25 protein-coding genes are annotated in these 23,673 nt (G+C 73.2%); 18 read left to right on the top strand and 7 right to left on the bottom strand.

The annotated features are described in order from the left end of the window. Positions 1 to 132: 132 nt before the first annotated feature. From ACFW2G_RS00850 to ACFW2G_RS00810, 9 genes are all read left to right on the top strand, one after another. Entirely contained in the window at positions 133 to 696 is a 564-nt protein-coding gene (locus tag ACFW2G_RS00850; RefSeq protein WP_384444706.1) for a TetR/AcrR family transcriptional regulator, read from the top strand. Between the two features lie 56 nt (positions 697 to 752). Further along, a complete protein-coding gene (locus ACFW2G_RS00845; protein ID WP_384444704.1) occupies positions 753 to 1,373 on the top strand; it encodes a DUF6461 domain-containing protein in 621 nt (206 codons plus the stop codon). Positions 1,374 to 1,489: 116 nt separating this feature from the next. After that, positions 1,490 to 1,732: a helix-turn-helix domain-containing protein gene (locus ACFW2G_RS00840; protein ID WP_037922002.1), complete on the top strand. Its 243-nt coding sequence runs from the start codon at positions 1,490 to 1,492 to the stop codon at positions 1,730 to 1,732. Positions 1,733 to 1,892: 160 nt separating this feature from the next. Next, positions 1,893 to 2,306 carry a hypothetical protein gene (locus ACFW2G_RS00835; RefSeq protein WP_037922004.1) on the top strand — a complete coding sequence of 138 codons (414 nt, stop codon included), beginning with the start codon at positions 1,893 to 1,895 and terminating at the stop codon, positions 2,304 to 2,306. Continuing rightward, positions 2,303 to 3,094, top strand: coding sequence for a transcriptional regulator (locus tag ACFW2G_RS00830; RefSeq protein ID WP_384580162.1), 792 nt, complete (start codon positions 2,303 to 2,305; stop codon positions 3,092 to 3,094). Before ACFW2G_RS00835 ends, ACFW2G_RS00830 begins: the two co-directional genes overlap by 4 nt. Before the next feature lie 71 nt (positions 3,095 to 3,165). Beyond that, positions 3,166 to 3,585 (top strand): roadblock/LC7 domain-containing protein, encoded by a 420-nt coding sequence (locus tag ACFW2G_RS00825; protein WP_037922006.1) that lies wholly within the window; start codon positions 3,166 to 3,168, stop codon positions 3,583 to 3,585. A 108-nt stretch (positions 3,586 to 3,693) separates the two neighbouring features. Further along, positions 3,694 to 4,068: a hypothetical protein gene (locus tag ACFW2G_RS00820; RefSeq protein WP_037922008.1), complete on the top strand. Its 375-nt coding sequence runs from the start codon at positions 3,694 to 3,696 to the stop codon at positions 4,066 to 4,068. 191 nt (positions 4,069 to 4,259) lie between these two features. Further along, positions 4,260 to 7,835: a CDP-glycerol glycerophosphotransferase family protein gene (locus ACFW2G_RS00815; protein WP_384580164.1), complete on the top strand. Its 3,576-nt coding sequence runs from the start codon at positions 4,260 to 4,262 to the stop codon at positions 7,833 to 7,835. 125 nt (positions 7,836 to 7,960) lie between these two features. Beyond that, positions 7,961 to 8,452, top strand: a complete 492-nt coding sequence (locus ACFW2G_RS00810) for a VOC family protein (RefSeq protein WP_384444698.1) — start codon at positions 7,961 to 7,963, stop codon at positions 8,450 to 8,452. A gap of 86 nt (positions 8,453 to 8,538) precedes the next feature. Here the strand turns inward: ACFW2G_RS00810 and ACFW2G_RS00805 are convergent, their stop codons facing one another. Further along, positions 8,539 to 9,273 carry an NAD-dependent deacetylase gene (locus tag ACFW2G_RS00805; RefSeq protein ID WP_384580165.1) on the bottom strand — a complete coding sequence of 245 codons (735 nt, stop codon included), beginning with the start codon at positions 9,271 to 9,273 and terminating at the stop codon, positions 8,539 to 8,541. A 155-nt stretch (positions 9,274 to 9,428) separates the two neighbouring features. Here ACFW2G_RS00805 and ACFW2G_RS00800 point away from each other — a divergent pair, with 155 nt between their 5' ends. Further along, positions 9,429 to 9,893 carry a hypothetical protein gene (locus ACFW2G_RS00800; RefSeq protein ID WP_384580167.1) on the top strand — a complete coding sequence of 155 codons (465 nt, stop codon included), beginning with the start codon at positions 9,429 to 9,431 and terminating at the stop codon, positions 9,891 to 9,893. A gap of 151 nt (positions 9,894 to 10,044) precedes the next feature. Then, on the top strand, positions 10,045 to 10,899 hold the full coding sequence (locus ACFW2G_RS00795) for a GNAT family N-acetyltransferase (protein WP_384580169.1): 855 nt from the start codon (positions 10,045 to 10,047) through the stop codon (positions 10,897 to 10,899). Between the two features lie 72 nt (positions 10,900 to 10,971). On the opposite strand, the gene ACFW2G_RS00790 is transcribed toward ACFW2G_RS00795, so the two are convergent. The 3 genes from ACFW2G_RS00790 to ACFW2G_RS00780 all read right to left on the bottom strand — a co-directional run bounded on the left by ACFW2G_RS00790 (position 10,972) and on the right by ACFW2G_RS00780 (position 12,647). Next, complete coding sequence (locus ACFW2G_RS00790) at positions 10,972 to 11,415, bottom strand: subtilase-type protease inhibitor (RefSeq protein ID WP_384444692.1); 444 nt, start codon at positions 11,413 to 11,415, stop codon at positions 10,972 to 10,974. Positions 11,416 to 11,737: 322 nt separating this feature from the next. Then, the gene (locus tag ACFW2G_RS00785; protein ID WP_037922024.1) at positions 11,738 to 12,199 is read right to left on the bottom strand and encodes a Crp/Fnr family transcriptional regulator; all 462 of its coding nucleotides are present in this window, start codon (positions 12,197 to 12,199) and stop codon (positions 11,738 to 11,740) included. A gap of 145 nt (positions 12,200 to 12,344) precedes the next feature. Continuing rightward, complete coding sequence (locus ACFW2G_RS00780) at positions 12,345 to 12,647, bottom strand: hypothetical protein (protein WP_037922027.1); 303 nt, start codon at positions 12,645 to 12,647, stop codon at positions 12,345 to 12,347. Positions 12,648 to 12,906: 259 nt separating this feature from the next. Here ACFW2G_RS00780 and ACFW2G_RS00775 point away from each other — a divergent pair, with 259 nt between their 5' ends. Both ACFW2G_RS00775 and ACFW2G_RS00770 read left to right on the top strand, forming a co-directional pair. Continuing rightward, positions 12,907 to 14,841 carry a glycoside hydrolase family 5 protein gene (locus ACFW2G_RS00775; RefSeq protein ID WP_384580171.1) on the top strand — a complete coding sequence of 645 codons (1,935 nt, stop codon included), beginning with the start codon at positions 12,907 to 12,909 and terminating at the stop codon, positions 14,839 to 14,841. A 310-nt stretch (positions 14,842 to 15,151) separates the two neighbouring features. Further along, positions 15,152 to 17,890 carry a DNRLRE domain-containing protein gene (locus tag ACFW2G_RS00770; RefSeq protein WP_384444687.1) on the top strand — a complete coding sequence of 913 codons (2,739 nt, stop codon included), beginning with the start codon at positions 15,152 to 15,154 and terminating at the stop codon, positions 17,888 to 17,890. A gap of 70 nt (positions 17,891 to 17,960) precedes the next feature. Here ACFW2G_RS00770 and ACFW2G_RS00765 read toward each other — a convergent pair whose 3' ends face one another. Beyond that, positions 17,961 to 18,371 carry a DUF3224 domain-containing protein gene (locus ACFW2G_RS00765; RefSeq protein ID WP_384580172.1) on the bottom strand — a complete coding sequence of 137 codons (411 nt, stop codon included), beginning with the start codon at positions 18,369 to 18,371 and terminating at the stop codon, positions 17,961 to 17,963. 99 nt (positions 18,372 to 18,470) lie between these two features. Here ACFW2G_RS00765 and ACFW2G_RS00760 point away from each other — a divergent pair, with 99 nt between their 5' ends. Beyond that, positions 18,471 to 19,475: a helix-turn-helix transcriptional regulator gene (locus tag ACFW2G_RS00760; RefSeq protein ID WP_384580174.1), complete on the top strand. Its 1,005-nt coding sequence runs from the start codon at positions 18,471 to 18,473 to the stop codon at positions 19,473 to 19,475. A 22-nt stretch (positions 19,476 to 19,497) separates the two neighbouring features. On the opposite strand, the gene ACFW2G_RS00755 is transcribed toward ACFW2G_RS00760, so the two are convergent. Next, positions 19,498 to 19,953 (bottom strand): hypothetical protein, encoded by a 456-nt coding sequence (locus ACFW2G_RS00755; RefSeq protein WP_384444682.1) that lies wholly within the window; start codon positions 19,951 to 19,953, stop codon positions 19,498 to 19,500. Between the two features lie 90 nt (positions 19,954 to 20,043). Here ACFW2G_RS00755 and ACFW2G_RS00750 point away from each other — a divergent pair, with 90 nt between their 5' ends. Further along, on the top strand, positions 20,044 to 20,361 hold the full coding sequence (locus tag ACFW2G_RS00750) for a hypothetical protein (RefSeq protein WP_384580176.1): 318 nt from the start codon (positions 20,044 to 20,046) through the stop codon (positions 20,359 to 20,361). A gap of 2 nt (positions 20,362 to 20,363) precedes the next feature. Here ACFW2G_RS00750 and ACFW2G_RS00745 read toward each other — a convergent pair whose 3' ends face one another. Then, positions 20,364 to 20,807, bottom strand: coding sequence for a hypothetical protein (locus ACFW2G_RS00745; RefSeq protein WP_384580178.1), 444 nt, complete (start codon positions 20,805 to 20,807; stop codon positions 20,364 to 20,366). Between the two features lie 484 nt (positions 20,808 to 21,291). Between ACFW2G_RS00745 and ACFW2G_RS00740 the strand changes: the two genes are divergently transcribed. The 3 genes from ACFW2G_RS00740 (at position 21,292) to ACFW2G_RS00730 (ending at position 23,653) form a co-directional block, all read left to right on the top strand. Continuing rightward, the gene (locus tag ACFW2G_RS00740) at positions 21,292 to 22,065 is read left to right on the top strand and encodes a peptidoglycan-binding protein (RefSeq protein WP_384580180.1); all 774 of its coding nucleotides are present in this window, start codon (positions 21,292 to 21,294) and stop codon (positions 22,063 to 22,065) included. 299 nt (positions 22,066 to 22,364) lie between these two features. Further along, positions 22,365 to 22,580, top strand: coding sequence for a hypothetical protein (locus ACFW2G_RS00735; protein ID WP_384580182.1), 216 nt, complete (start codon positions 22,365 to 22,367; stop codon positions 22,578 to 22,580). A gap of 155 nt (positions 22,581 to 22,735) precedes the next feature. Beyond that, positions 22,736 to 23,653 carry an NADP-dependent oxidoreductase gene (locus ACFW2G_RS00730; protein WP_078556574.1) on the top strand — a complete coding sequence of 306 codons (918 nt, stop codon included), beginning with the start codon at positions 22,736 to 22,738 and terminating at the stop codon, positions 23,651 to 23,653. Positions 23,654 to 23,673 lie beyond the last annotated feature (20 nt).

Genomic DNA, 23,673 nt, shown 5'->3' with positions numbered 1-23,673 from the left:
AGGCGGGGGAGGCCGGAGGCAAGGCGTCCGCTACCGTGGGCAAAGCACTGCACATGCAGTGATCCCGAGTGCCGGGAATCCGGCCGGAAGCCCGCTGGGGAGCGGGCGCCCACCGACCCAGGGAACCGCCCCATGCGCCAGAACCCGCAGCGCCGCACCGCGCTGCTCGACGCCGCCATCGAGGTACTGGCGCGCGAGGGCTCGCGCGGCCTGACGCTGCGCGCGGTGGACGCGGAGGCCGCGGTGCCCACCGGCACCGCCTCCAACTACTTCGCCAACCGGGCCCAGCTGCTCGTGCAGATCCTCCACCGCACCCGGGAACGACTGGTGCCGGACCAGGCGGACCTGACCGGCCCGCTCGACACGAAGGTGCTGCTCGGGCGGCTCCTGGAGCGCATGCGGCGCGAGCGCAGCGTCCACATCGCGATGCTGGAGCTGCGGCTCGAAGGCCTGCGGCGCCCGGAGCTCCAGGCCGAGCTGGCCGCCTTCCACGGCGCGGAGCTGGAGGCGAACATCGACTGGCACCTGGGGGCCGGCCTGCCCGGCGACCGGCAGGGCGTGGTCCTGCTCTACCTGGCGATGCTGGGGCTGATCGTGGACGACCTGACCGTTCCGGCCATGCTGGAGGCCCACCCGGTGGAGGGCCTCATCGAGACGATGGTCGAGCGGCTCCTCCCACAGCGGCCCGCGGACTGACTATCGTGCCGGTGGGGGAAGCATCAGCGTCGCGGCAGGACCGTGGGGAGCGCAGGATGACCGACATCGCCGAGAGCAGGACCTACGGGATCCAGTGGCTGGCGGACTGGGGTGAATGGTTCGCCGGCCTCACCTTCGCCCGGGGTATCGAGCCCGGCGAGCTGGCCGTGCGGCTCGGCGCGGTGGCGGGCGTCCGCCCCGGGCCGCTCGACGCGCCGGCCGCCTGGAACATGGTCGGCGAGACCGAGGACGGCGACGGCGTGGCGCGGGTCGGCAGCTGGGGCGGCTGGTCCTTCGCCGTCGAGCACGGACTGCCGGCCGGGGCGGAACGCCTCGCAGAGGTCTCCCGGGCCGGCGCCGAGGCCGTTCACCTCGACCCGCAGCCCGACCGTCCGCCGAAGCAGTTCGCGTACGCCCGGGACGGCGAGCTGGTGTGCTGCTTCGGGCTCGGCGAGGAGTGCTGGCGCGGCGGCCACCGGCCGGACTTCCTGCTCCCGGAGCTGGTCGGGGCGGGCATCCTGGGCCCCGACGGCGCCGACGCCGGAGCGGGTGATGAGCCGGACGGGGACCGCGAGCGGCGCTTCCTCGCCGTCCTGGAGCGCCGCTTCGGGCTGGCCCTGCCGCACCGCCTGATCGCGGACACCCCGCTCCCCGCGTACGTCACCCGCACCCGCTGACCGGCACCCGGGTCCGGTGATCTTATGCTCGGGTTTACGCGAGTCCGCTGGTTTTGCGGCCTGCGAAGGACTTTGATGGTTCCGCCAGGCGTCGTAACGGAGCAGGGGGACCATTCATGGGGACCGACCGCATCCACAAAGACAGCACACCCACCCTGATCGGTTCCGTGCAGCGGGCCCTGCGGCTCGTGGAGGCGATGCACGCGGAGGGCGGGGCGACCGCCAAACGGCTCGCGCGGGTCACCGGGATCCCCCTGCCGACCGTCTACCACCTTCTCCGCACCCTCAGCCACGAGGGCTACGTCGAGCGGGAGGGCGGCGCGTTCCGCCTCGCTGACGATCTTCCGCTGGCTTCGTGATCAATTTCCGACGCGTTCCGGCCAAGCTCTTACACGCTGAATGGCATGTTCCAGCGGAAAATGCCAGAACGCCCTTTCGCCCTGCCGAACTTGAGTAAGTTCCCTCCTGTCGCGCCGCACAACCGTGCACACCGCACGTCCGGCCGGGAGGGGAGCCCGCGTGCCCGGGATCGACGAATGCCTGCTCGAAGCCATGGCCCTGCCTGGTGCGCGGGGGGCCGCGCTGGTCGACTGGAGCAGCGGGCTGGCTCTCGGCACCATCGGGGAATCACCCGTGGGGGACCACGAGACCACCGCCGCCGAGACCGCCGAGCTGGCCCGTGCGGCCGCGGAGTACGAGTCCTTCGCCCGCGCCGAGGAGGGTCCGGCCCTCGGTGACGTGGTGGGCCCGCCCGGCCCGCCCGTCGAGGACCTGATCGTCACCACCCGCAGTGGCTACCACGTCCTGCGCTTCGTCGAGACGAGCTTCGACAGCAGCGTCTTCCTGCACGTCTGGCTCGACCGGGCCGAGGGCAACCTCGCCCTCGCCCGCCTCAAACTCAGGGCCCTGGCCGAAGGGCTGGTGCTCCGGTGACCACCCCGGCAACGGCCTCGAACGCCCTGGCGGCCGTGTCCCCCCTCCTCACCCGGCTCGCCGCGGAGCGGGCCACCGGTGCCCTGCTCCGCGACCGCGGCACCCTCTTCCTGGAGGACGGCCGAATAGTCCACGCGGAGAGCCCCGCCACCCCCGGTCTCGACGTCCTCCTCACCACCGGTGGCGGCCTCGCCCCCGAACGGTGGCGCGAGGCGGTGGACCGGGCCGGGGCCCGCCGCCAGGTCGCCCGCTTCCTCGTGGACAGCGGCGGGCTGGCCGGCGGGGAGCTCGAAATATGCCATCTCGCCGCCATCTTCGACGCCGCCTTCTTCGCCCTGTCCCCGGGGAGCGGCCCCTCTCGGTTCCGCCGAGGAGCCACCCACTGGATCGGCTCCGTCCGCTCCGTTCCGGCTGCCGCCGTCGAACGGGAGACCCGGCGCCGCCGTGAACTGCTCGACGCGGTCTGGCCGTACCCGCTGCTCGACACCGCCCCGGTGGTGCCGCGGGCGGCCGCGCCGGGTCAGACCGTCACCGCGCGGCAGCGGACCCTGCTGGAGCGGGCGGACGGTGTGCGCACCCCGGCCGACCTGGCCTGGGTACTGGGGCGGCCCGCCTTCCACACCCTGCTCGACGTACGCCGCCTCGCGGCCGCCGGACTGGTCGAAACGCCGCACAGCCCGGCCCCCCCGCCGGTCGACGTACCCCTGCCCGACTGGATGACCCAGGCCCAATCCCCGGACGTGGCGCTGCTCCGCCGGTTACGCGACGCACTGGAGGCAAGCCTGTGAGGCTCCCGCTGCGACCGGCCCTACGCGCCGACCGCTCCGAGCGTAGGCAGCCCGAAAGGAGAAAGGCCGACATGAGTACGGTGCCCCCCGAGGCGGAGGCCGAGATACTCGCCGAGCTCCGCAGGCTGCGGGCCCGCGTACCCCAGCTCACCGGTGCCCTCGCCGCGAGCTCCGACGGCTTCGTCCTCGCCCAGGACAGCGCCGCCGCCGAGGCCGAGGCCGTCGCGGCACTGACCGCCGCCGCCCTCGGCGTGGCCCAGCGGCTCAGTGACAGCACCGGTCAGGGAGCGTTCCGCGAGCTGCTCGTACGCGGCGCCGACGGGTACGTGGCCACCTACGCGGCGGGCGCGGCGGCCGTCCTGACCCTGACCGCCGAGCCGCGCGTCAATGTCGGGCGCCTCCATCTGGAGGCGCGGCGCTCCAGCGTGCGCATCGCTGAACTCATCGAACGCGTGCTCGCGCGCCGGGGCTCCGGCGCCGGGCCGGTCTGATCCGGGCACGGGCCCGACCGCACACGGGCCCCGCCGCGCGCGGGGCGACTCCAGCACGTCACATCACATCGCAATCGGTTACAGCACAACGAGAAAGAGGTACCTCTCATGGTCAACGTGGAGACCGCGCTCAAGGAAGCCACCACCCTCATCGAGGGCGCGATCGGCGCGGCCCTGGTCGACTACGGCAGCGGCATGGCCCTCGGCACCATCGGCGGTGGCAAGGACCTCGACCTCTCGGTCGCCGCGGCCGGCAACACCGACGTAGTGCGTGCCAAGGTCCGCACGATGGAGCTCCTCGGCCTGAACGACGAGATCGAGGACATCCTCATCACGCTGGGGAGTCAGTACCACCTGATCCGGCTCATGAAGGGGCGGACGTCCGTGGGCTTCTTCCTCTACCTGGCGCTCGACAAGAAGCGGGCCAACCTCGCCATGGCACGCCATCAGCTGAAGAGGATCGAGGCCGAACTGGAGATCTGAACCGGCCGCCGACCGGGACGGACAGCGTTCCATCGCAGCGTCGAAGTGGCGGACGGCTGAATTCTTTGCCGTCCGCTCCGGCGATCAGTTCCCGATGCCCCATATGGGTGGAGTTTATAGCTCTGTTACAGAGTAAGATGCTGTGAGCTGATCATCGAACAAGCAAAAAAACGCTGGAGAAACCGCCACCCATGCCCCCGCGCCTGAGCATCGTCGTCCCCGTCTACAACGTCGAGCTCTACCTCGACGAGTGCCTGGAATCCATCGCCGCTCAGACCTTCGGCGACTTCGAGGCCATCCTGGTGGACGACGGCTCCACGGACACCAGTGCCGTCATAGCCAAGGCCTTCGCCGCGCGTGACAAGCGCTTCCGGGTTGTCATGCAGGAGAACGCCGGTCTCGGCGCGGCCCGCAACGCCGGCGCCCGCCACATCCACCCGGACAGCGAGTACCTGGCCTTCGTCGACAGCGACGACACCATGCCGGACTACGCCTACCAGCGGCTGATCGAAGCCCTCGACGAGACGGGCTCCGACTTCGCCGGAGGCAACGTCAAGCGCTTCCGCTCGGTCGGCATGAACCCGTCGTGGGGCCACCGGGCCGCCTTCGCCAGGACGCAGTTGCGGACGCATATCTCCAGGTTCCCGGCGCTGGTCACCGACCGCACCGCCTGGAACAAGGTCTACCGGCGCACCTTCTGGGACGAGCACGGCTTCCAGTACCCGGAGGGCATCCTCTACGAGGACGCCCCCGTCAGCATCCCCGCGCACTACTTCGCCTCCAGCGTCGACATCCTCAGCGACTTCGTCTACAACTGGCGCGTCCGCGAGACCGGAGAGCGCTCCATCACCCAGCGCTCCACCGACCCGGTCTCCCTCATCGACCGCGTGAAGTCCGTCCGCCTGGTCCGCGAGTCGCTCAAGGCGAAGCCGGGCGCCACGTACGAGCGCTATCTGCGCGACTACGACCACAACGTGCTGAGCGAGGAACTCCCGCTCATCTACAAGTACGTCGCCGAGGGCGGCCCCGACTTCCGCGCCGCGTTCGTCAAGGAGGTTGGCGGCCTCGTCCGTGAGATCGGCACCGGTCCCTGGTCCGACCTGACCGTCGCGGACCGTCTCAAGGCCTACCTCGCCGGCGAAGGCCGCGTCGAGGACTTCATCGCGCTCCTGAACCACCAGCGCGACTTCAGCTACAGCGTGCCGGTCAAGGGCCTCGCCCGCCCGCAGGCCGACTACCCCTTCCTGCAGGGCCGCCCGCCGGTCCCCGCCAGGATCCTCACCCTGGGCACGCGCGAGCTCCGCGTCGTCAGCCGCTTGGAGCAGGCGGCGTGGTCCGACGGCAAGCTGCTGCTGCGCGGCTACGCCCTGCCCGGCCACCTCGGTGCGGAGAGCCGCCTCGGTTCGCGCAAGATGCTGGTCTTCCGCGAGCGCGGCAAGCGGCGCCGCTCCGTCGTCAGCACTCGTACGGTCGCCTCCCCGATGGCCACCGTGAAGTCGCCGCACCTCGCCCTCCGGCACGCCGACTGGGCCGGCTTCACCGCCGTCGTCGACCCCGCGATCTTCCAGTCGGGCGGCAAGTGGCACGACGGGACGTGGACCACCTCCATCGCCGTCACCGGCGCCGGCGGCCTGCACCGTGCCCGCCTCCGCGGCGGTGAGCACGACACCGGCCAGAACCCGCCCCCGTTCTGGGTCGCCCCCGACGTCCGCATCGTCCCGGCCGTCTCCGGCGCCCTCACCATCCAGGTCGAGACGACCCGCGCCCGCGGGCTGGACGCCCGGCCCGCCGGTGACGACGCCGTCGAGATCATCGGCGAACTCTCCCCGGGGGTCGACGCCATCCGCCTCAAGGCCGTCCACGTCACCACCGGCACCAGCCTCGAATTCCCACTGGAGACGGGCGCCGCCACCGCCGGCCCGACCCCCTTCACCGCCCGGGTCGGGCTGGCCGACCTGGCCGCCGTACCGGACGCCGCGTGCGAGCCCGGCGGGTGGAGCCCCGAGCCGTGGAGCCTCTCCGTGGTCGGTGCCGACGGCGTCGAGCACCGCCTGGCCCACGACGAGCGCGGCGGCTTCAACGGCCTCGTCCTGCCCCTGCCCGGCCAGAGCGCGGGCCGCGCCCTGTTCGTCAAGCGCGGCAACACCGGCCACCTCACCCTCTCTGTGCAGCCCTCCCCGCCGCTCGTCGACGAGGTCCGGGCCGAGGACGGCACCCTGACCCTGCGGGGCCGTTTCGCGGCGCCCACCGACGAGCCCTACGAGCTTGTCCTGCACAACGCGCACGGCATGGAGTTCAGCTACCCCGTCACCCGGGACGGCGGCGCCTTCGAAGCCACCTTCCGGCCCGTGCTCCCCGAGCCCTTCGCCGGCCGCACCACGCTTCCCGAGGGCCGCTGGTGGCCCACGCTGCGCCCGGCCGCCGAGGGCGGCACCACCGCGGGCCTGCTCGGCGTGGACCGCGGTGCCCCGGTCCAGATGTGCCCCGGGCTCCTCTTCTCCGGTCCGCACCCCGTCACCGTCCAGGGCCGCCGGATGCGCATCGAGACCCGCTTCCACGACCGCATGGCGCTCGTCGCCGACCCGCTGCTGAGCCCGCACGACCGCTCCCGCCACGCGCAGCGCGTCGCCCGCTTCGAGACCTACCCGGCGCAGCGCGCCCTGCCGGTCAAGGACATCGTCGTCTACGACACCTTCCAGGGTTACGGCGCCGGCGACGCGCCGCGCGCCATCCACGAGGAACTGCTGCGCCGCGGCGAGAAGGTCGAGCACGTCTGGTTGGTCAAGGACGGCCGCGCCGAGGTCCCTGCGACCGCCCGCGCCGTGCAGTACGACAGCGTGGAGTCCTGGGAACTCATGGCCCGTGCCCGCTACGTCGTGACCAACGACAGCGTGCCGGCGCTGTTCCAGCGCCGCGCGGGCCAGGTGGTCGTGCAGACCTGGCACGGCACGCCGATCAAGCAGATCGGGCACGACTTCGTGCACGACTACTACACGAGCCCGGAAATCCTGGAGGGGCTCGCGCACGACAGCGCCCAGTGGTCGCTGCTGGCTTCGCCGAGCTCGTACGCGACGCCCGTGCTCAAGCGCGCCCTCGGCTACGACGGAGAGGTCATCGAGGTCGGCAGCCCGCGCACCGACGCGCTGGTGAAGCCGGACGCGCAGCGGATCGCCGAGGTCCGGCGCCGGCTCGGCCTGCCCGAGGGCAAGAAGGTCGTCCTCTACATGCCCACCTGGCGCGAGAACTGCGAGGGCTGGTCCGGCGGCTACAAGCTCGACCAGCGGATCGACCTGGAGCAGGCCCGCCGCGAGCTCGGCGAGGACCACGTCCTGCTGATCCGGGGCCACCACCACGTCACCGAGCAGGTCCGCGAGGGCGTTCGTGACGGTTTCGTCGTCGACGTGTCCCGCTGGCCCGACGCCACCGACCTGCTGCTGGTCGCCGACGTACTGATCTCGGACTACTCCTCCGCGATCTTCGACTTCGCGCTCACCGACCGGCCGATCCTGCTCTTCACGTACGACCTGGAGCACTACCGCGGCACGCTGCGCGGCTTCAACTTCGACCTGGAGGAGAAGGCCCCCGGCCCGCTGCTGGCCGACTCGCCGAGCCTGATCGAGGCCGTGCGCAACGTGGACGCGATCGGAGCCGAGTACGCCTCGGCGCGGGCTGCGTTCCGCGAGGAGTTCTGCGACCTGGACAACGGCGACGCCGCCGAGCGGGTCGTCGACCGGATGCTCGCCATGGGCGCGGAGCCCGCGAAGTAGGCCGTACGGTCGCATTCCCGGCCGAAGGAGGACCGGCCCCGGACCCGCCGATGAATTTCGGGTTCGGGGCCGGTCTGTATGGGTGGAGCGCTACCACCCGTCCACCCACCGGCCTGGAGGCAGAGATGAGCGGCAACGGATTCACCACGTGTCTGTGGTTCGACGGCGACGCGGAAGCGGCTGCCGCGTACTACCTGTCGGTCTTCAAGGACGGCAGGCTCGGGCGGATCGCGCGCTACACCGAGGCGAACCCCGAGTCGGAGGGGTCGGTGATGACCGTCGAGTTCGAGATCAACGGGCAGCGGTTCGTAGCCCTCAACGGTGGGCCGCAGTTCCGCTTCACCGAGGCGATCTCCTTCCAGATCGACTGCGCCGACGAGTCCGAGGCCGACTACTACTACGATGCGCTGACCAGGGACGGTGGCCAGGAGTCCGCCTGCGGGTGGGTCAAGGACCGGTTCGGTGTGTCCTGGCAGGTCATCCCGCCGGGGGTCGTCGACCTGGTCAGCGACCCGGACCCGCGGCGGGCCGCCCGGGCCATGGCCGCGATGATGACGATGAAGAAGCTGGACGTGGCGCGGATGCGCCGGGCCGCCGACGCGGATCAGCCCCGCTAGCGCTGTGGCCGGCAAGCCCTCCTGGTCACAGTGTCAGGCCGTCTCTTCCGGATCTTGCCTGACCCGTAAGACCCGAATGCGACAGCCTAGGCGCCGCGCTCGGCGATTCGGTCCAGCAGTGCCGGCAGCGCGGTTCCGATCGGCTCGCGCACGACCTCGTCGGCGAGGGCGTCGTACGGGGTCTCCTCCGCGTTCACGATGATCAGCCGGGCCCCGGCCTCCGCGGCCATTGCCACCAGCGAGGCGGCCGGCTGCACCTGCAGCGTCGACCCGACGGCGACGAAGATCTGGCACCCCTTCGCCACGGCCGTGGCCCGTCCCAGCACCACGGGGTCGAGCCGCTGGCCGAACATCACGGTGGCCGCCTTGAGGATCCCGCCGCACGCCAGGCAGGCGGGATCCGGTTCCCCGGCGGCCACCCGGGCCAGTGCCCGGTCCATTCCGGACCGCGCGTGACACGCCGTGCAGACCACCGACCGGGCGGTGCCGTGCAGCTCGAACACCTTCCGTTCGGGCATCCCGGCGCGCTGGTGCAGCCCGTCGACGTTCTGGGTGAGGACCCGGACCGGGGTGCCGGCGCGCTCAAGCCCGGCCACCGCCCTGTGCGCTGCGTTCGGCCGCGCTCCGAGGGCGCCGATCTCGGCCCGCATCAGCCAGGACCGCCGCCGGATCTCCGGATCGGCCATGTAGTACTCGTACGTCACGAGCTTCTCGGCTTCGGGTTCACGGCGCCACAGGCCCTGTGGTCCCCGGTAGTCCGCGATTCCGGAGTCCGTGGACACCCCGGCCCCGGTGAACACGGCTACGAGTGGCTTCCTCATGCCTCGACCCTACGTACGGCCGCCACCCGCCCGCGAGGCCTTTTGCGGCCCGGGGGCCGCAGGGGGCGGGCGTCTGCGGTGAATCCCGGCCCCCACAGGAGTGAGATCCGCGGCGAGTGCTTCCGGGGGACCGACCGGGCGGGTACAGACCGGACATGACGCTGACGTCCCACAGCCTTGGTGCCCTGCTGCTGCCCCTGCTGGCGCTGCCGTTCATGCCGCCCGACCCCGCGGTCGCCGCGCCCACCGTGCTCGCGGCCGTGGTGCCCGCACCCGTCGCGCCCCCGGTCGCCTCGCAAGGGCACACCGCGGATCGGATCGGCCGCTTCCTCACCCGCTTCTACCGGGAGCACGGCCCGTCCGAGCACGACCGCCTCCACCACGTCTCGCAGGTCCTGCGGGACAGGCAGCAGGCGAACGCGGAACGGGACGTCCTGCTCTGCGCGCAGGGCGAACCGCAGGACATCGGCATCGGTCCGGTCACCGTCGCCCCGGCGGCCGGGGTCGGCTGGGCCACCGTCACCACCCACTGGGGCTCGGACGGCACCGACACCTTCACCGCGTACGTACGACTCGACTCCCGGCCCATCCGGATCGACGACGTGATCTGCGCGGGCTGAGCGGTCCGTTCGGCGATCGGCCGCCGCCCCGCCAGCGCGGGCGCGCCTGCCCGCGACGGGCCCGGCGGACGGTGTCCGGTGCGCCGCCGACGAGGACGGCGGCCGATCGGGCGCTCCTGCGCACATCATCCGTATCTGGTACAACACGGCTATGACGGGATTCGAGATCATCGGGGCGAGCGCCGCGGACATGGAGATGATCCGCCGCTGGGCCGAGGACGAAGGCTGGAACCCGGGGGACTCGGACCGCTTCGCCTTCGCCGTGGCCGACCCCGAGGGCTTCCTCGTCGGGCGGCTCGACGGGGAGCCGGTCGCCTGCATCTCCGCCGTCCGCTACGGAGCAGGCTTCGGTTTCATCGGTTTCTACATCGCCCGCCCGGCCTTCCGGGGCCGCGGCTACGGCATCCGGCTCTGGCGTGCCGGGATGGAGCGCCTCGACGGCCGGCTCATCGGCCTGGACGGGGTCGTCGAGCAGCAGGACAACTACCGCAGGTCCGGGTTCCGTTCGGCCTGGAACAACATCCGTGTCGAAGGCGTGCCCCAGGGCGGTGACGACGCGACCAGTGAGGAAGGGGTCGAGATCGTGGACGCCGCCACGCTCCCCTTCGGCCTCCTCGCCGCCTACGACCGGCGTTTCTTCCCCGCGCCGCGGGACGCCTTCCTGTCCGCGTGGACCGGGCTGCCCGGCCGGACCGCGCTGGCGGCCGTCCGCGACGGCCGGATCGAGGGCCTCGGGGTGATCCGCCCGTGCAGTGCCGCCCACCGGATCGGTCCCCTGTACGCGGCCACCCCGGCGGTGGCGGCGGCCCTGCTGCGGCGGCTCGCACGGCATGCACCGGGCGGGCTGGTCGCGGTGGACGCCCCGGACGCGAACCCGGAGGCGACCGCGCTCTTCAAGGGCCTCGGGCTGGTTCCGACCTTCGAGGCCGCCCGGATGTACACCGGTCCGGTCCCCGAGCTCGCCCTGGCCGAGCTGTTCGGTGTGACCAGCCTCGAACTCGGCTGAGGAGCCGCCGACTCGGGCGGTGGGCCGGGCGGCGGTCGCACGGCGCCGCCCGGCCGGTCGCCTCACGCGGGATCAGAAGCCGAAGAGGGCGCCCGTGGTGTTCCGCAGCCCGCAGGGGTTGGCGAAGGTGTACGTGTAGTGCAGCCGGCGGCCCTGCCACACCCCGTCGGCCGTCACGGTCATCGGGTCCCACTCCCTCGTGCAGACGGCGTCGGGGGCTGGCGCCGCGAGCGGGTCCAGCTGCGAGCCGACCGCACGCAGCTCACGGCATGCGGTCACCGGGTTCGGGTGGGTTCCGCCGGGCCGGGGCGCGCAGACGAGCGTCACCGCCCGCAGTACCGTGCCGGTGTCGGCGTCCGGGCCGGCCGTCACACTGAGCACCAGCGCGGACGGCGCGTACAGACTCTGCGCGCCGGCCGGCGCGGCGCCGGCCGTGCCGGGCCAGGCCACCGCGGTGAGCGCGGTGAGCGCCACGGCGGCGGAGCCGAGTCCGAGACCCCTTGCAATGGACCGCATTTCGAACACTCCCTTGGGTTGGTGTTTCGGATAGCGGACGCAGTCTTGCCGACGCGGGCCGCGAACGCCCGTTCGCACCTCCAATTTTCGTCACTGATCGTGTGCGAATGACAGCAGACCGCAGCCGTGTGGGAGGGGTGACCTGTGCGGGAGCGGGTCCGTGAATCGGCCGAACACCGACCGGGACATCTCCCCGAAACATGCGGCGGCCCGCCGTAACCGGCCCGCAACAGGGCGGGGAGGGCCACGTCCGGGGGCTTTCTCCGCCCCGGACGCAGGGGCCTCGACTGCGGCTTCCCTTCGGCGCCGTCCGGAACGCCCGCTAGCCGGCCGCGCCGAGACGCGGGGCGTACAGGTCCAGCAGCCGGGTGCGGGTCTGCTGGAGCCGCATCGCGAGTACGCGGCCGACCCAGTGCCCGATCGCGGACCCGAAGGCCGGGTCGGCGTCCATCAGCATCCGTACGGCCGCCGCGTCGAACTCGTACGCGCGCACCGGCGTCATCGCCTCCGCACCCAGCTGCCAGACGTACGGCGGGAAGAGCCAGGACCAGCCGACCAACTCGCCGGGGCCGAGGTTCTCCACCTGCGCCGGCCGGCGGCCGGCCACCGGGACCTCCAGGGTCACTGTGCCGGAGCGCACGATCCAGAAGGACACCGCCCGGTGGCCCTCGTCGAAGATCCGCGCGTTCTCCGGGAAGTTGACCTCATGGGCCTGCGCCATCAGTCGTCCACGGTGCTCCGCGGACAGCACGGCGGCGATTCGGATGGGGGAAGGTGTGCTCACGACGGCCTCCGATCGGACCCCCCGCGACGCTCCTGCTGCTCCCAGTGTCGCCGAAGCGGGTCGAACGGGCCCTGGCCGTGGCGCTCCTTTCCCGCTGACGCGTGGGCCCCGGGTCGGGGCCGTGTCCGGCGGGGCAGGCGCCGGTCTAGTCCTCCGCGTTCGCCTCCATGCACGCCAGCTCCATCGCGTCCAGCACCGCCTCGTGGCTGCGCCCACTCAGCTCGGAGACGTTCTCGATCTGGGCCGTGGCCCAGGCCGCCAGCGTCATCACCAGGACCCGGAGCCCGTCGGTGCCGAACTCGGCCAGGACCGCGTCGGCCACGATCATGGCCTCCTCCGGGACCTGTTCCGGCGGCTCCAGGCCGGCGAGGCCGCGCAGCATGACGAGGGTGCGCCGGGAGATTTCGGGCGTCATCCCCGCCAGCCGCATGTCCTCTTCCTCGTTCATCCCGCCCCGCCCTCCGCTGCCGAGCCCCCGTTCCCTCAGGGCACGGTAGAGGGGCGCGGCCCCATGCGGGGCCGTTTCCGCAGGGTGGCCGTGGGTGAGCGGGCCAAGGCGGCCGGATCTGGTGGTTCCGGTCCGGGCCGCGACAGCGGTGGGGCTGCACCGAACGGGTTCGGGTGTGCGACTTCCCACGGTGGCGACCCGCCGGTAACTTGACCCGCGGCAACCGCCCGGCCGGGCGGCCGGACCCGGTAGGAGCGAGATGAAGAGCCTGTTACGCACCGCCCTGTGCGCCCTTCTGCTGGCGGCCGGCGCCGTGCCCGCCCAGGCCGCGCAGATCCCGGCGGCAGCCCCGGCGGCCGAGACCGTCACGGCCGCCGGTCCCGGTGACTCCTGGACCCCGCCGCTCTCCACGCGCGGCCGCTACATCGTCGACGCGCAGGGCAACCGGTTCCGCCTGCGCTCCGGCAACTGGGACGGTGCCCAGGGCTCCTGGAACGGCTCCGGCGACCGAAACGACCCCGCCACCCACCACAGCGGCCAGAACGCCAACGGGATCCCCCTCGGCCTGGACCGAGTACCCCTGCCCACCCTGCTCGCCGACTTCCGCGCCCTGGGTCTCAACAGCGTCCGGCTGCCCTTCTCCAACGAGATGCTGCACACCACCACCCCGGTCCCGGACGCGGCCGTGGCGGCCAACCCGGCCCTGCGCGGACGCACCCCGCTCCAGGTCTTCGACGCCGTGGTCGCCGCCCTCACCGAGGGTGGTTTCGCCGTCATCCTCAACAACCACACCGTCACCACCCGTTGGTGCTGTGGTCTCGATGGCAACGAACGCTGGAACAGCGGACGTTCCACGGCCCGATGGGCGGACGACTGGGTCTTCCTCGCCCGCCGCTACCGCGACAACCCGCGCGTGGTCGGAGCCGACCTCTACAACGAGGTCCGCCGGGACGTCTGGGACGACCCCAACTGGGGCCTCGGCGACAACCACGACTGGCACGCGGCGGCCCAGGAGGCCGCCGACCGCATCCTCACCGAGGCCAACCCGAACCTGCTGATCGTGGTCGAGGGCATCAACTGGTTCGGCCTGCCCGTGGACGGCTTCCCGCACGGCCGTCCCGCCCTCACCCCCGCGCGGACCCTGTCGCACACCCTGGTCGTTTCGAACAAGCTGGTCTACTCGGCCCACTTCTACGGCTACACCGGCCCCCGCCACAGCGGAGCCACCGGCATCGGCGAGACCAGCGACCTGCGCTACCAGGACATGACCGCCGCGCAGCTCGAACAAACCCTCTATGACCAGGCCTTCTTCGTGTCCGCGGAGACCGGCGCGCATTTCACCGCCCCCGTCTGGATCAGTGAGTTCGGTATCGGGGCCGACGAGACCGGTGCCGCCCCGCGCACCTGGTTCGACCGCCTCACCGGACACCTGGCCCGCACCGACGCCGACTTCGCGTACTGGCCCCTCGTCGGCTGGAGCACCGGCGCCCAGGGCGCCCCCGGCGGGGACACCTGGGCGCTGCTCCGCTACGACGAGGCCGGCCATCGCCGCGGCGTCCTGGACGCGGGGGACTGGCGGACCTCCCGCTGGTCCGGGCTCCTCGCCGCCCCCGGCCGTACCGGGTCCGTCCCCGCCGCCACGGCCTGGCACCAGTTGACCATCGACCACCGCGACCACAACGCCTCGCTGCTCACCCTGGCCGGCGGCGACTGGGACTCGGGCGCCCGCAAGGCCGTCTGCCCCGACGGCTCCCTCCTCGCGGGTCTCGCCCACACCGGGGGACGCGGCCTGTGCACCGGCTCCGGCCTGCGCGCCGCGACCGGCGGGCACAGCGTGGTCCGCGACGAGCGGTACGTCCCGGCGGGCGGCGACTGGGCCGGCGGATACACGAAGTTCCAGTGCCCGGCGGGGCAGTTCCTCATCGGCTACAGCGTGCGCGGAGAGCGGGTCTCGGCCGCGCTGTGCGCCCCGGCCCGCACCGCCCTGCCGACGGGCGGGCGTACGCTCTGGTTCGACCGCGGTGACAACCGTCCGGAGGATGGCCCCGGCGGCGACTACGCCCTCGGCCACTACAAGGGCCAGTGCCGGCCCACAGAGTACGCGGCGGGCATCGCCTTCACGACCCGGGTCGCCTCGCGTCCCTCCCCGGCCGCCCTGCTGTGCCGTCCCCTGCCCGGCCCCGAGGCGAACTGAGTCCGGGCCGCCCCACCGCCCACCGGCGCGGAAGCGGGGCGGCCTGCGGAGGCTCTCGGCCCGTTCGGGCGGCACGGGGCGAGCGGACGGGCGTCCGGGGCCGAGCGGCTCGGACGCTCGTGGAGGACCGCACGCCAGCCCCGGTTCTGGCGTGATCTCGTCGCCGAAATGCGCCAAGTGGGGTGAACCGAGCGCCGAACCGATCTAAAGTGCGCCCGTAAGCATCGTCGCGGACACCTGTTCGGCGGTTTTCGGCCATGCCTCGCCAGTGGCGCCTTCCGGCCGCACCGCACACTCAACTGGGGGGTTCATGCGCAGATCCCGTAGGCCGGCGCTCTCTCTCGCCCTGTCCCTGGCCCTGGCCGCCACCGGAGCCGGGCTGGGCCTCGCCGTCGCCCCGCAGGCGGCGGCCGTCACCCCGCCCGTCGCCTTCACCGCCGACGCGCTGTCCGCCTGGCAGCCCAACGGCGTCGTATGGGCCCTCGCCGAGGCAGGCGGACAGGTCTTCGCCGGCGGCACCTTCTCCACCGTGCGACCGCCCTCAGGCGGCTCTGGCAGCGAACGGGAGGCCGTGAACTTCGTTGCGCTGGACGCCGCGACGGGCACGCCGACCTCCTGCGAACTGTCCTTCACCCTGGCCTCCGGCACGGCGACGGTCCGGGCGCTCGCCCTGTCACCTGACAAGACGACCCTGTACGCCGGCGGGTACTTCGGCGCGGTGAACGGCACCGCCGTCTCCAGCATCGCCGCCATCGACGTGGCCAGCTGCACGGTGAAGACGGGTTTCCGCCCGGCGTTCGCAGCCACCGTCCGGGCCCTCGCCGTCACGGGCGACACCGTCTACGCGGGCGGTGACTTCCTCACCGTCTCGGGCCAGCCCCGCCGGCGCTTCGCCGCCGTGGGCGCCACCGACGGGTCCCTGAAGCCCTTCACCGCGGACGCCGACGAGCCCGGCCGCGCCGTCGAGGTCACCCCCGACGGTGAGAACGTGGTCCTCGGCGGTGACTTCTTCACCGTCAACGGCACGAACACGCACGCGCTGGCTGTCGTCGACGCGGCCAGCGGTGCGCTGACCAAGGCCTACCCCGGCTTCATCGAGACCAACTCCGTCGTCAAGGACATCGCGACCGACGCGACCGGCTTCTACACCGCCAACGAGGGCACCGGCGGCGGCGTCTTCGACGGCCGCATCGCACTCGACCTGCCCGGCTTCGGCCAGCGCTGGCGCGACACCTGCCTGGGTGCCACTCAAGCCGTCCTGCCGTACCAGAACGTCCTCTACAGCGCCTCGCACGCCCACGACTGCGCCAGTGTGGGGGAGTTCCCCGACGGCCGGCGCCACCACCTGCTCGCCCAGCCGACCACCGCCGTCGGCAAGCTGGGCTGGTCCCCCGACACCAACGACGGCATCGGCGAGGGCATCGGCCCGCGCGTGATGACGGTCGCTTCGAAGAACGGGGTGCAGTACCTGTGGGTGGGCGGTGAGTTCACCACCGTCAACGGCGCGCCGCAGCAGAGCCTGACGCGGTTCGCCTCCACTGGCGATACGGGCGCCCCCACCGTTCCCGTGGCGAGCGCGGCGAGCTTCGCGCCGGGCGAGGTACAGGTGCGCTGGCGCACCAGTCTCGATCTCGACGACAGCGCGCTGACCTACCGGATCTACCGCAACGGCGCGGCCACCCCGATCGCCACGGTCGCTGCCGACTCGCTCTTCTTCACACGGCCGCAGGCCTCCTGGACCGACACCACCGTTGCGGCGGGCCAGACGTACACCTACCGGGTGACGGCCACCGACGCGGCCGGCAACACCAGCGCCCTGTCCGCCACGGCGAGCGTGACCGTCCCCACCGGGCCCGAGAGCTACCCCAGCCGGATCCGTGCCGACGGGGCCCAGCTGTACTGGCGCTACGACGACGCGATCTTGCCCTACGTCGCGGACTCCTCGGCCGGAGGGAACCAGAACGGCGTGCACATGAACGCCCCCGCCCTGCGCCAGACGCCCGGAGCGGTCTCCGGTGCGAGCACGGCGATCGGCTTCAACGGCACGGACTCCCGGATCTACGCGGACAAGCGGCAGACGGTGGGCAGCGCCTACACCGTCGAGACCTGGTTCAAGACGAACACCACCCGCGGCGGCAAGCTCTTCGGTTTCGGGAGCAACCAGGACCGCGGCAGCTATCAGTACGACAAGCACGTCTACATGACCAACAGTGGCCGGCTGGTGTTCGGCGTCTACACCGGGGCCACCCGCACCATCACCACGAGCGGCGCGTACAACGACAACCAGTGGCACCACGTCGTGGCCACCCAGGGCCCCGGCGGCATGACCCTCTACGTGGACGGCGTCCAGCGCGGAACCCTGGCCGTCACCGCCCACGAGAACTACTCCGGCTACTGGCACGCCGGCGGCGACAGCCTCGGAGGCTGGCCCGACCGCCCGACCAGCGATCTGTGGGCGGGACAGCTCGACGAGAGCGCCGTCTACCCGACCGTCCTGAGCGCGGCGCAGGTACAGAACCACTACGCCCTGGCCACCGCCCCCGCCGACTCGGTGGTCCAGGTCACCGCCGCCGAGGACACCTACGCCAATGCGGGCGCCCCCGGGAGCAACTTCGGCGCCTCCTCGTCGCTCGCGGTCCGTGGCACCTCCTTCTACGCGAGTTACCTGCGCTTCGACCTGCCGGCGGCGCCCGCCGGCACGGTACTGAAGTCGGCCGTGCTCAGCGTGAAGACGAGCACGATGAGCGGCGCCGGAACGACCGACACCGTCTCGGTCCTCCCGATCACCGGCACGTGGAGCGAGAGCGGCACGACGTACAACAACCGTCCCGCCCTGGGCGGCCCCGCCCTCGGCGCCTACCCGGGAGTCCCGGACGGCTCGGCGGTGCACACCACCGCGCTGACGACGGGCTCCGTCGCAGGGGCGCTCGGAGGCAGCCTCTCCCTGGCGCTCAGCAGCTCCGGCACGGACGCCCTGTGGCTGTGGTCCTCCGAAGCCCAGGCCAACGACGGTACGCCGCAGCTGACCCTCACCTTCGGCGCACCGTGACCCGAGGCCGACCGGGCGCCGGGGGCGCGGACCACTGCGGTCCGCGCCCCCGGGCGCGTCCGACGGGTGCTCAGTCCAACGTGTAGGTGAAGGCGTACTCGACGGAGCTGGCGCCGTGGCGGCAGGTGAAACCGCCCGAACCCGTCAGGCCCACGAGGTCCCCGGTTCCGGAGCCGGGGACCACCTCGAAACGGCAGACGGTGCCATCGGCGTCGAAGGTGCCGCGCTCCTCCAGCACGAACCGTCCCTCGCGGCCGTCGACACGGCCCGACAACAGCTCCATCCCGCTGTAGCTCCCGGTGCTCTCGCCGGTGTACGCGATCGTGTAGTCGCAGCTGGTGCCGGTTGCCTCGACGCCGCCGGTGAAGCTGTTGGTGACGCGGGCGTGAGCGAGCCGAGGCGCCCCCTCCGCCGCTCCGACGGCGGTCTCCTCCCAGTCGGCGAAGGTGAAGCGGCCGCGGGTCTCCACGGGTGTGGGCATGAGGTCCTCCCGGTGGCCGGACGGTCCCTCCGCCCGGCGCCCTGCCAGGCTGGCAGCCGTACCTGACACCTTCTGTCAGGTACGGCGAGAATGGGCGCCATGCGTGCCGACCGGCTCCTCTCCCTGCTCCTGCTGCTGCAGAACCGCGGCCGGATGACCGCCCCCGAGATCGCCCACGCGCTGGAGGTGTCCACGCGCACCGTTTACCGCGACATCGACGCGCTCGGCGCCGCGGGCGTGCCCGTGCTGGCCGACCGGGGTCCGGCGGGCGGCTACCGGTTGGCCGACGGCTACCGCACGCGCCTCACCGGCCTCACCGACGTCCAGGCGGGCTCGCTCTTCCTGGCGGGCGTCCCGGGGCCCGCCCAGGACCTCGGGCTCGGCGCGGATCTGGCCGCCGCCACGCTGAAGCTCCAGGCGGCGCTGCCCGCCCAGCTCGCCGGACGGGCCCGGCGGGTCCAGGACCGCTTCCACCTCGATGCGACGGCCTGGTTCCGGGATGCCGACCCCGTGCCGTACCTCGCGCGGATCGCCCAGGCCGTCTGGGACCAGCGGGTCCTGTACGCCCACTACCGTCGCTGGAGCGGTGAGGTGCGGCGCGCACTCCACCCGCTGGGCCTCGTCCTCAAGGGCGGCATCTGGTACCTGGTGGCCGGGACCGGGGCGGGGACCGGATCCGGGGCGGGCGCCGGGGGGAACGGGGTCGACAGCGTACGGACCTACCGCGTCGCCCGGTTCCTCGGGGTGGACACCGCCGAGGACGGCTTCGAACGCCCGGCCGGGTTCGACCTCGCCGCGTACTGGAAAGAGTCCACCGGCCGTCTCGACGCAGCCCTGCACCAGCAGACCGCGCGGCTGCGCCTCTCCCCGCGCGGCCGCCGCCTGCTGCCGATGCAGTTCGGAGCGGCGGGCACGCGGGCGCTCGCCGAGGCCGGCCCGCCTGACGCGGACGGCTGGATCCGGATCAGCCTCGCGGTCGAGTCCGAGGCCATCGCCGTCGGCGACCTCCTGCGCCTGGGTACGGAGGTCGAGGTGCTCGGCCCGCCCCAACTGCGCCGAGCCCTCGCCGAAACGGTGACCGCGCTCGCCGCCCGCTACGCGTGAGCGACGGCCCGGCCCGCTCCGGTCAGCGTGGTGGCTCCACTTCCAGAAACCGGCGCCGCCGGGCGCCCCGGTACAGCAGGCACACCCACCCCAGCTCCTCCAGCGCCGCCGCGCAGGCCGCCAGGCGCTCCCGCTCCTCCCCGGCCGCGCCTCCACCTACTGGACCGACCCAGGTCACCTCCAGCCGTCCCGCCCCCTCTGCGACGGCGACCCGGTAGCCCGTCCGCGTACGGCGCCCGTCCGCGTCCAGCGCCGACGGCGTGATCCCGGCCGCCTCCAGTGCGAGGGCCACCGCCCGCAGCGGCTGCCGTACCTCCCAGGGCGCGGGAACCTCCGCGCCCGCGGGGCCGTTGACCAGGCGGCGGATCTGCAACAGCCCCTCGTACGCCGTGCGCACCCCGGCCTCCCGGCGCCCCGGTGGCGCTGCCGCGCCGTCGCCTGTCGCCGGTTCGAAGCCCTGCCCCGGATCCGCCGCCACCCCGCCACCCTCCCGTCTGAGTACCTCACGCCCAACGGCCTGAGTATCCGCCCCGATTCCCCGGAGCGCCGCCGCTGGTCGAATGAGGCCATGAACGACGACGCCCCGCACAGCCCGACCGCCCGTCCGCGCATGCGGCAGGTGACCACCGCCGGGTCGGCCCTGGCCGGAGCTCTGGTCCCGCTCGTCGTCGGCGTCCTCTTCGCCAAGGCGATGGCCGCCGACCCGATGACCCCGGTCAATGCCCTGATCGCGGGCGGCGGACAGCGGGCCGCCCTGCCGAGGGGAGAGTGGAAGCGGCGCGGCCGCACCACCCTGCACCGGCTGCGCACCGCGCGCCGTGACACGGCCCGGCGCTGTGCCCGCGCCCGTGCACGCCGCCCCCGCGGCCGCGTGCACGGAGCCTGAGCTCAGCGGCCGTACTGCCGCAGGCACAGGTCGACCACCGACGGTGGTACGACACCGTCGGCGGCCGCGCACAGCTCGTCCAGGCGGGGCGGCGGCGCCGGCCGGCGGTGCAAGTGCGCGGTCGGGGCCCCGGGCAGCCGGTTGTGTCGCGGCGGGGCCGCCCGCTGCACCCGCGGCCGCTCGCCCGGCGAGGCAGGGGCGGGCGTCCGGTCCGGACCCGCAGCAGGCGCCCGGGCGGTGCCCGGGGCCGGCCCGGTCCCGACGGCCGGGGGCAGTTCCCCCAGCGGCAGGGCCGGCGGCGCGGCCCGCTCGGGCCCGTCGGCCGAGGGCACGGACCCTCCTGCGCGGGAGGGAGCCGCAGCCGGGTCGTGCGGGCCGACGCACACACAGCCGGCGCTCGCCAGGAGCGCGGCGAGGGAGAGGGGCAGGGCACGGCGTAACTGCATCCGACCACCTTGCCGTACCGCCGGGTGCGGTCCGCCGTCCGCCTCACGCGTCCGGGTGACGGCGGGCGTCCGGCGACACCGGGCGAGGCAGGTGTGGGGGACCGGCACGGACGTACGGGGCGGGGAGGCGCGCCACCGGCCGCCCCCGGGAGCGGAAGACCCTCCGCACGCGGACCGCCGCGCGCGGCCGCAGCGACTCCCGCTCCGCGCGGATCGCCCCCGACAGAAGGGATGGATGTGCGTGTTTCGGGCGTGCGGCTTGACCCGGCCCGTGCCGGACGGCGAGAGTGCGCCCGATCAAGAACCACAGTTCGAGCCGCACCTCGGAGATACCCAGATGTCCATACCGGTTCGCTCCCCCCTCGCCCCGTCCGTGATCTGCGGTTCTCCCGCCCCCGCCGCCCGGCGGCGCAGGGCCTGACCGGCCGGGCGTGGACCGGCACCGCTCTGCCGCGCCGGCCTCCGCTCCCGCCGGGAGACAGCCATGTCCCAGGACCACGATGAGAACGGGCTCGTGCCCGACGACTCCCCGCTCGTACGCCCGTACGTCGCACACTCCGGACCTCCGGTGGGAGCGGAGGCTCCCTCCTGGCCGCAGAGCGGCCCGTTCGCCTTCCCGGGCCCGGCACACGGTCCGACAGGCGGGCCGGCAGACGGCATGGCTGCCGGGGGGCCGGCACCGCTGACCGGGCCCGTCGCGGACCCCGCGCCCGGGCACCGGGGGGCCCGGAGATCCGCGCGAGCGGGCCGCCGCAGCCGGATCCCGGCGGCCGTGGCCGGCGTGTGCGCGCTCGGCGCCGTCGGAGCCCTCGTGCTCCTGCTGACCGGTCCCGACACCCGGCCGACCCGCGCCGACCCGCCGGCCGACCTGTCCCTGCCGGCGCTCCCGGCCCGCAGCCCGGACGCCGGTACGCACGCCCCGGGGCCGGCGCCGTCCGTCCGGTCCGCCGGACCGTCGGCCTCCGCCACCGGTACGCCGGGCGCGACGGCGAGTCCGGGGGTGAAGTCGCAGACCGCATCGAGGACGTCGGCCCCGCGGCCGTCGAGCGCGTTCGTGACCCTGCGCATGGGGGACAACGGGCCCGAGGTGCGGGCCCTCCAGGAGATGCTCTACGGGCAGGGGTTCACGTACGTCTCCGTGACCGGCGTCTACGACGGCCAGACCAAGCGCGGTGTCGGCCAGCTCCAGCGCGACCGGTCCATCAAGGGCGACCCCCAGGGCGTCTACGGGCCGAACACCCAGGCGGCCATGCAGTAGCGGAGGCGTCGTGGCCAAGGCGGTCAGCCCGGCCTATCCGACCGGCAAGGGCGGCACGGAGTATGAGTGACCAGGCTCCAGGGGTGTTCCTCCGGCCTTGCCCGACCGGTACGCATTCCGGCAGGGTGATCGGATGCCTGCTGCGGATGCCCTGACCCGGGCGCTCGAGACTCCGGGGGAGCCGCTCGTGCGGCCCCTGCCGCAGGCCGTGGCCGGGCTGCGAACTCCTGCGGGCGCACGGATTCCCCGCGCACCTGGCCCGCTTCGCAGCCACCCACGCCACCTGGCACGGGAGCTCCGTGAGCGTCGAGGAACTACTGGTCAGCACTGCCGACAAGGTGTGGAAGGGCAAGCGCGTCCAGGACCTGGAGGACCTCCTGACGGCCCGGCTCGCCGCTGCGACGGGCGTCGAGCGCTGGGCCGCGTACCTGGAGCTGGACGAGGTGCTCGGGCGGATCTCTGGGGGCGCGGACCGGCGGCTCGGGTTCCAGGCCGCCTTTCCCGTGCACCCCTGAGGCCTCCGGGGCGCCCCCGAGCGGGCGGTGACGGCCGGCCGGCCGTGTCCGAGCAGCCGGGGCGGCGGGAGCGTGGTGGGATGGGCCGGAGCGGGGTCCACCAGCACACGGAGGTCGGGTACATGTCCGAGTCGGGCCGGAGCGGCCAGGAAACCATGCGGGCGATGGCATACGAGACGTACGGCGGGACGGAGGTGCTCTCCGAGACCAGGCTGCCGCTGCCCAAGGTCGGCCCCGGCGAGGTCCTCGTCCGGGTCAAGTGCGCCGCCGTCAACCCCGTCGACTGGAAGATCATGGCGGGCGGGCTCGACCCTCTCATGGACGTCGTCTACCCGGTCGTCCCCTGCTGGGACGTCTCCGGCACCGTGGAGAAGGTCGGCATCGACGTCCCCGAGTACGCCGAGGGCGACGAGGTCATCGCCTACGCCCGAAAGGACTACGTGCACGGCGGGACATGCGCCGAGTTCGTCACCGTGCCCGTACGCGCCCTCGCGCCCAAGCCGGCCTCGCTGAGCTGGGCCGAGGCGGCCGGACTTCCGCTCGCCGGACTCACCGCCTACCAGCTGCTCACCCGCCTCGGCACCGGCAGGGACGACACCGTCCTCATCCACGGCGCCGCCGGCGGCGTCGGCTCCCTGGGCGTGCAGATCGCCCGCGCGCTCGGCGCCCGCGTCATCGGCACGGCGTCCCCGCGCAACCACGACCGGGTGCGCGAACTCGGTGCCGAGCCCGTCGAATACGGCGACGGGCTCGCCGAACGCGTCCGCGCCCTCGTGCCCGACGGTCCCACCGTCGTCGCGGACTTCGTCGGCGGAGTGGGCGGCGTCACCCGGGAGGTTCTCCACGACGACGGCCGGCACGCGTCCATCGCCGACCCCAGCGTGCTCGGATCAGGCGGCGAATGGATCTGGGTCCGCCCCGTCGGCAGCGACCTGGCCGAACTGGGCCGGCTCGCCGACAGCGGACAGCTCAAGGTGCCGGTCGCCAAGACCTTCCCGCTGAACGAACTGGCGGCCGCCTTCGAACTCAGCCAGGGCGGCCACACCCCAGGAAAGATCATCATCGAGGTCTGACCCCGACCACCGGGGCCCGT

The organism is Streptomyces sp. NPDC058880 (genome assembly GCF_042742535.1).
Lineage (GTDB): Bacteria > Actinomycetota > Actinomycetes > Streptomycetales > Streptomycetaceae > Streptomyces.
This window is presented reverse-complemented; position numbering and strand designations above follow the sequence as displayed.

What these genes read in the sequence shown, in the direction of transcription:
- ACFW2G_RS00850 (WP_384444706.1), top strand. Translation starts at nt 133, where the DNA reads ATGCGCCAGAACCCGCAGCGCCGCACCGCGCTGCTCGACGCCGCCATC.
- ACFW2G_RS00845 (WP_384444704.1), top strand. Translation starts at nt 753, where the DNA reads ATGACCGACATCGCCGAGAGCAGGACCTACGGGATCCAGTGGCTGGCG.
- ACFW2G_RS00840 (WP_037922002.1), top strand. Translation starts at nt 1,490, where the DNA reads ATGGGGACCGACCGCATCCACAAAGACAGCACACCCACCCTGATCGGT.
- ACFW2G_RS00825 (WP_037922006.1), top strand. Translation starts at nt 3,166, where the DNA reads ATGAGTACGGTGCCCCCCGAGGCGGAGGCCGAGATACTCGCCGAGCTC.
- ACFW2G_RS00820 (WP_037922008.1), top strand. Translation starts at nt 3,694, where the DNA reads ATGGTCAACGTGGAGACCGCGCTCAAGGAAGCCACCACCCTCATCGAG.
- ACFW2G_RS00815 (WP_384580164.1), top strand. Translation starts at nt 4,260, where the DNA reads ATGCCCCCGCGCCTGAGCATCGTCGTCCCCGTCTACAACGTCGAGCTC.
- ACFW2G_RS00810 (WP_384444698.1), top strand. Translation starts at nt 7,961, where the DNA reads ATGAGCGGCAACGGATTCACCACGTGTCTGTGGTTCGACGGCGACGCG.
- ACFW2G_RS00805 (WP_384580165.1), bottom strand. Translation starts at nt 9,273, where the DNA reads ATGAGGAAGCCACTCGTAGCCGTGTTCACCGGGGCCGGGGTGTCCACG.
- ACFW2G_RS00800 (WP_384580167.1), top strand. Translation starts at nt 9,429, where the DNA reads ATGACGCTGACGTCCCACAGCCTTGGTGCCCTGCTGCTGCCCCTGCTG.
- ACFW2G_RS00795 (WP_384580169.1), top strand. Translation starts at nt 10,045, where the DNA reads ATGACGGGATTCGAGATCATCGGGGCGAGCGCCGCGGACATGGAGATG.
- ACFW2G_RS00790 (WP_384444692.1), bottom strand. Translation starts at nt 11,415, where the DNA reads ATGCGGTCCATTGCAAGGGGTCTCGGACTCGGCTCCGCCGCCGTGGCG.
- ACFW2G_RS00780 (WP_037922027.1), bottom strand. Translation starts at nt 12,647, where the DNA reads ATGAACGAGGAAGAGGACATGCGGCTGGCGGGGATGACGCCCGAAATC.
- ACFW2G_RS00775 (WP_384580171.1), top strand. Translation starts at nt 12,907, where the DNA reads ATGAAGAGCCTGTTACGCACCGCCCTGTGCGCCCTTCTGCTGGCGGCC.
- ACFW2G_RS00770 (WP_384444687.1), top strand. Translation starts at nt 15,152, where the DNA reads ATGCGCAGATCCCGTAGGCCGGCGCTCTCTCTCGCCCTGTCCCTGGCC.
- ACFW2G_RS00765 (WP_384580172.1), bottom strand. Translation starts at nt 18,371, where the DNA reads ATGCCCACACCCGTGGAGACCCGCGGCCGCTTCACCTTCGCCGACTGG.
- ACFW2G_RS00760 (WP_384580174.1), top strand. Translation starts at nt 18,471, where the DNA reads ATGCGTGCCGACCGGCTCCTCTCCCTGCTCCTGCTGCTGCAGAACCGC.
- ACFW2G_RS00750 (WP_384580176.1), top strand. Translation starts at nt 20,044, where the DNA reads ATGAACGACGACGCCCCGCACAGCCCGACCGCCCGTCCGCGCATGCGG.
- ACFW2G_RS00745 (WP_384580178.1), bottom strand. Translation starts at nt 20,807, where the DNA reads ATGCAGTTACGCCGTGCCCTGCCCCTCTCCCTCGCCGCGCTCCTGGCG.
- ACFW2G_RS00740 (WP_384580180.1), top strand. Translation starts at nt 21,292, where the DNA reads ATGTCCCAGGACCACGATGAGAACGGGCTCGTGCCCGACGACTCCCCG.
- ACFW2G_RS00730 (WP_078556574.1), top strand. Translation starts at nt 22,736, where the DNA reads ATGCGGGCGATGGCATACGAGACGTACGGCGGGACGGAGGTGCTCTCC.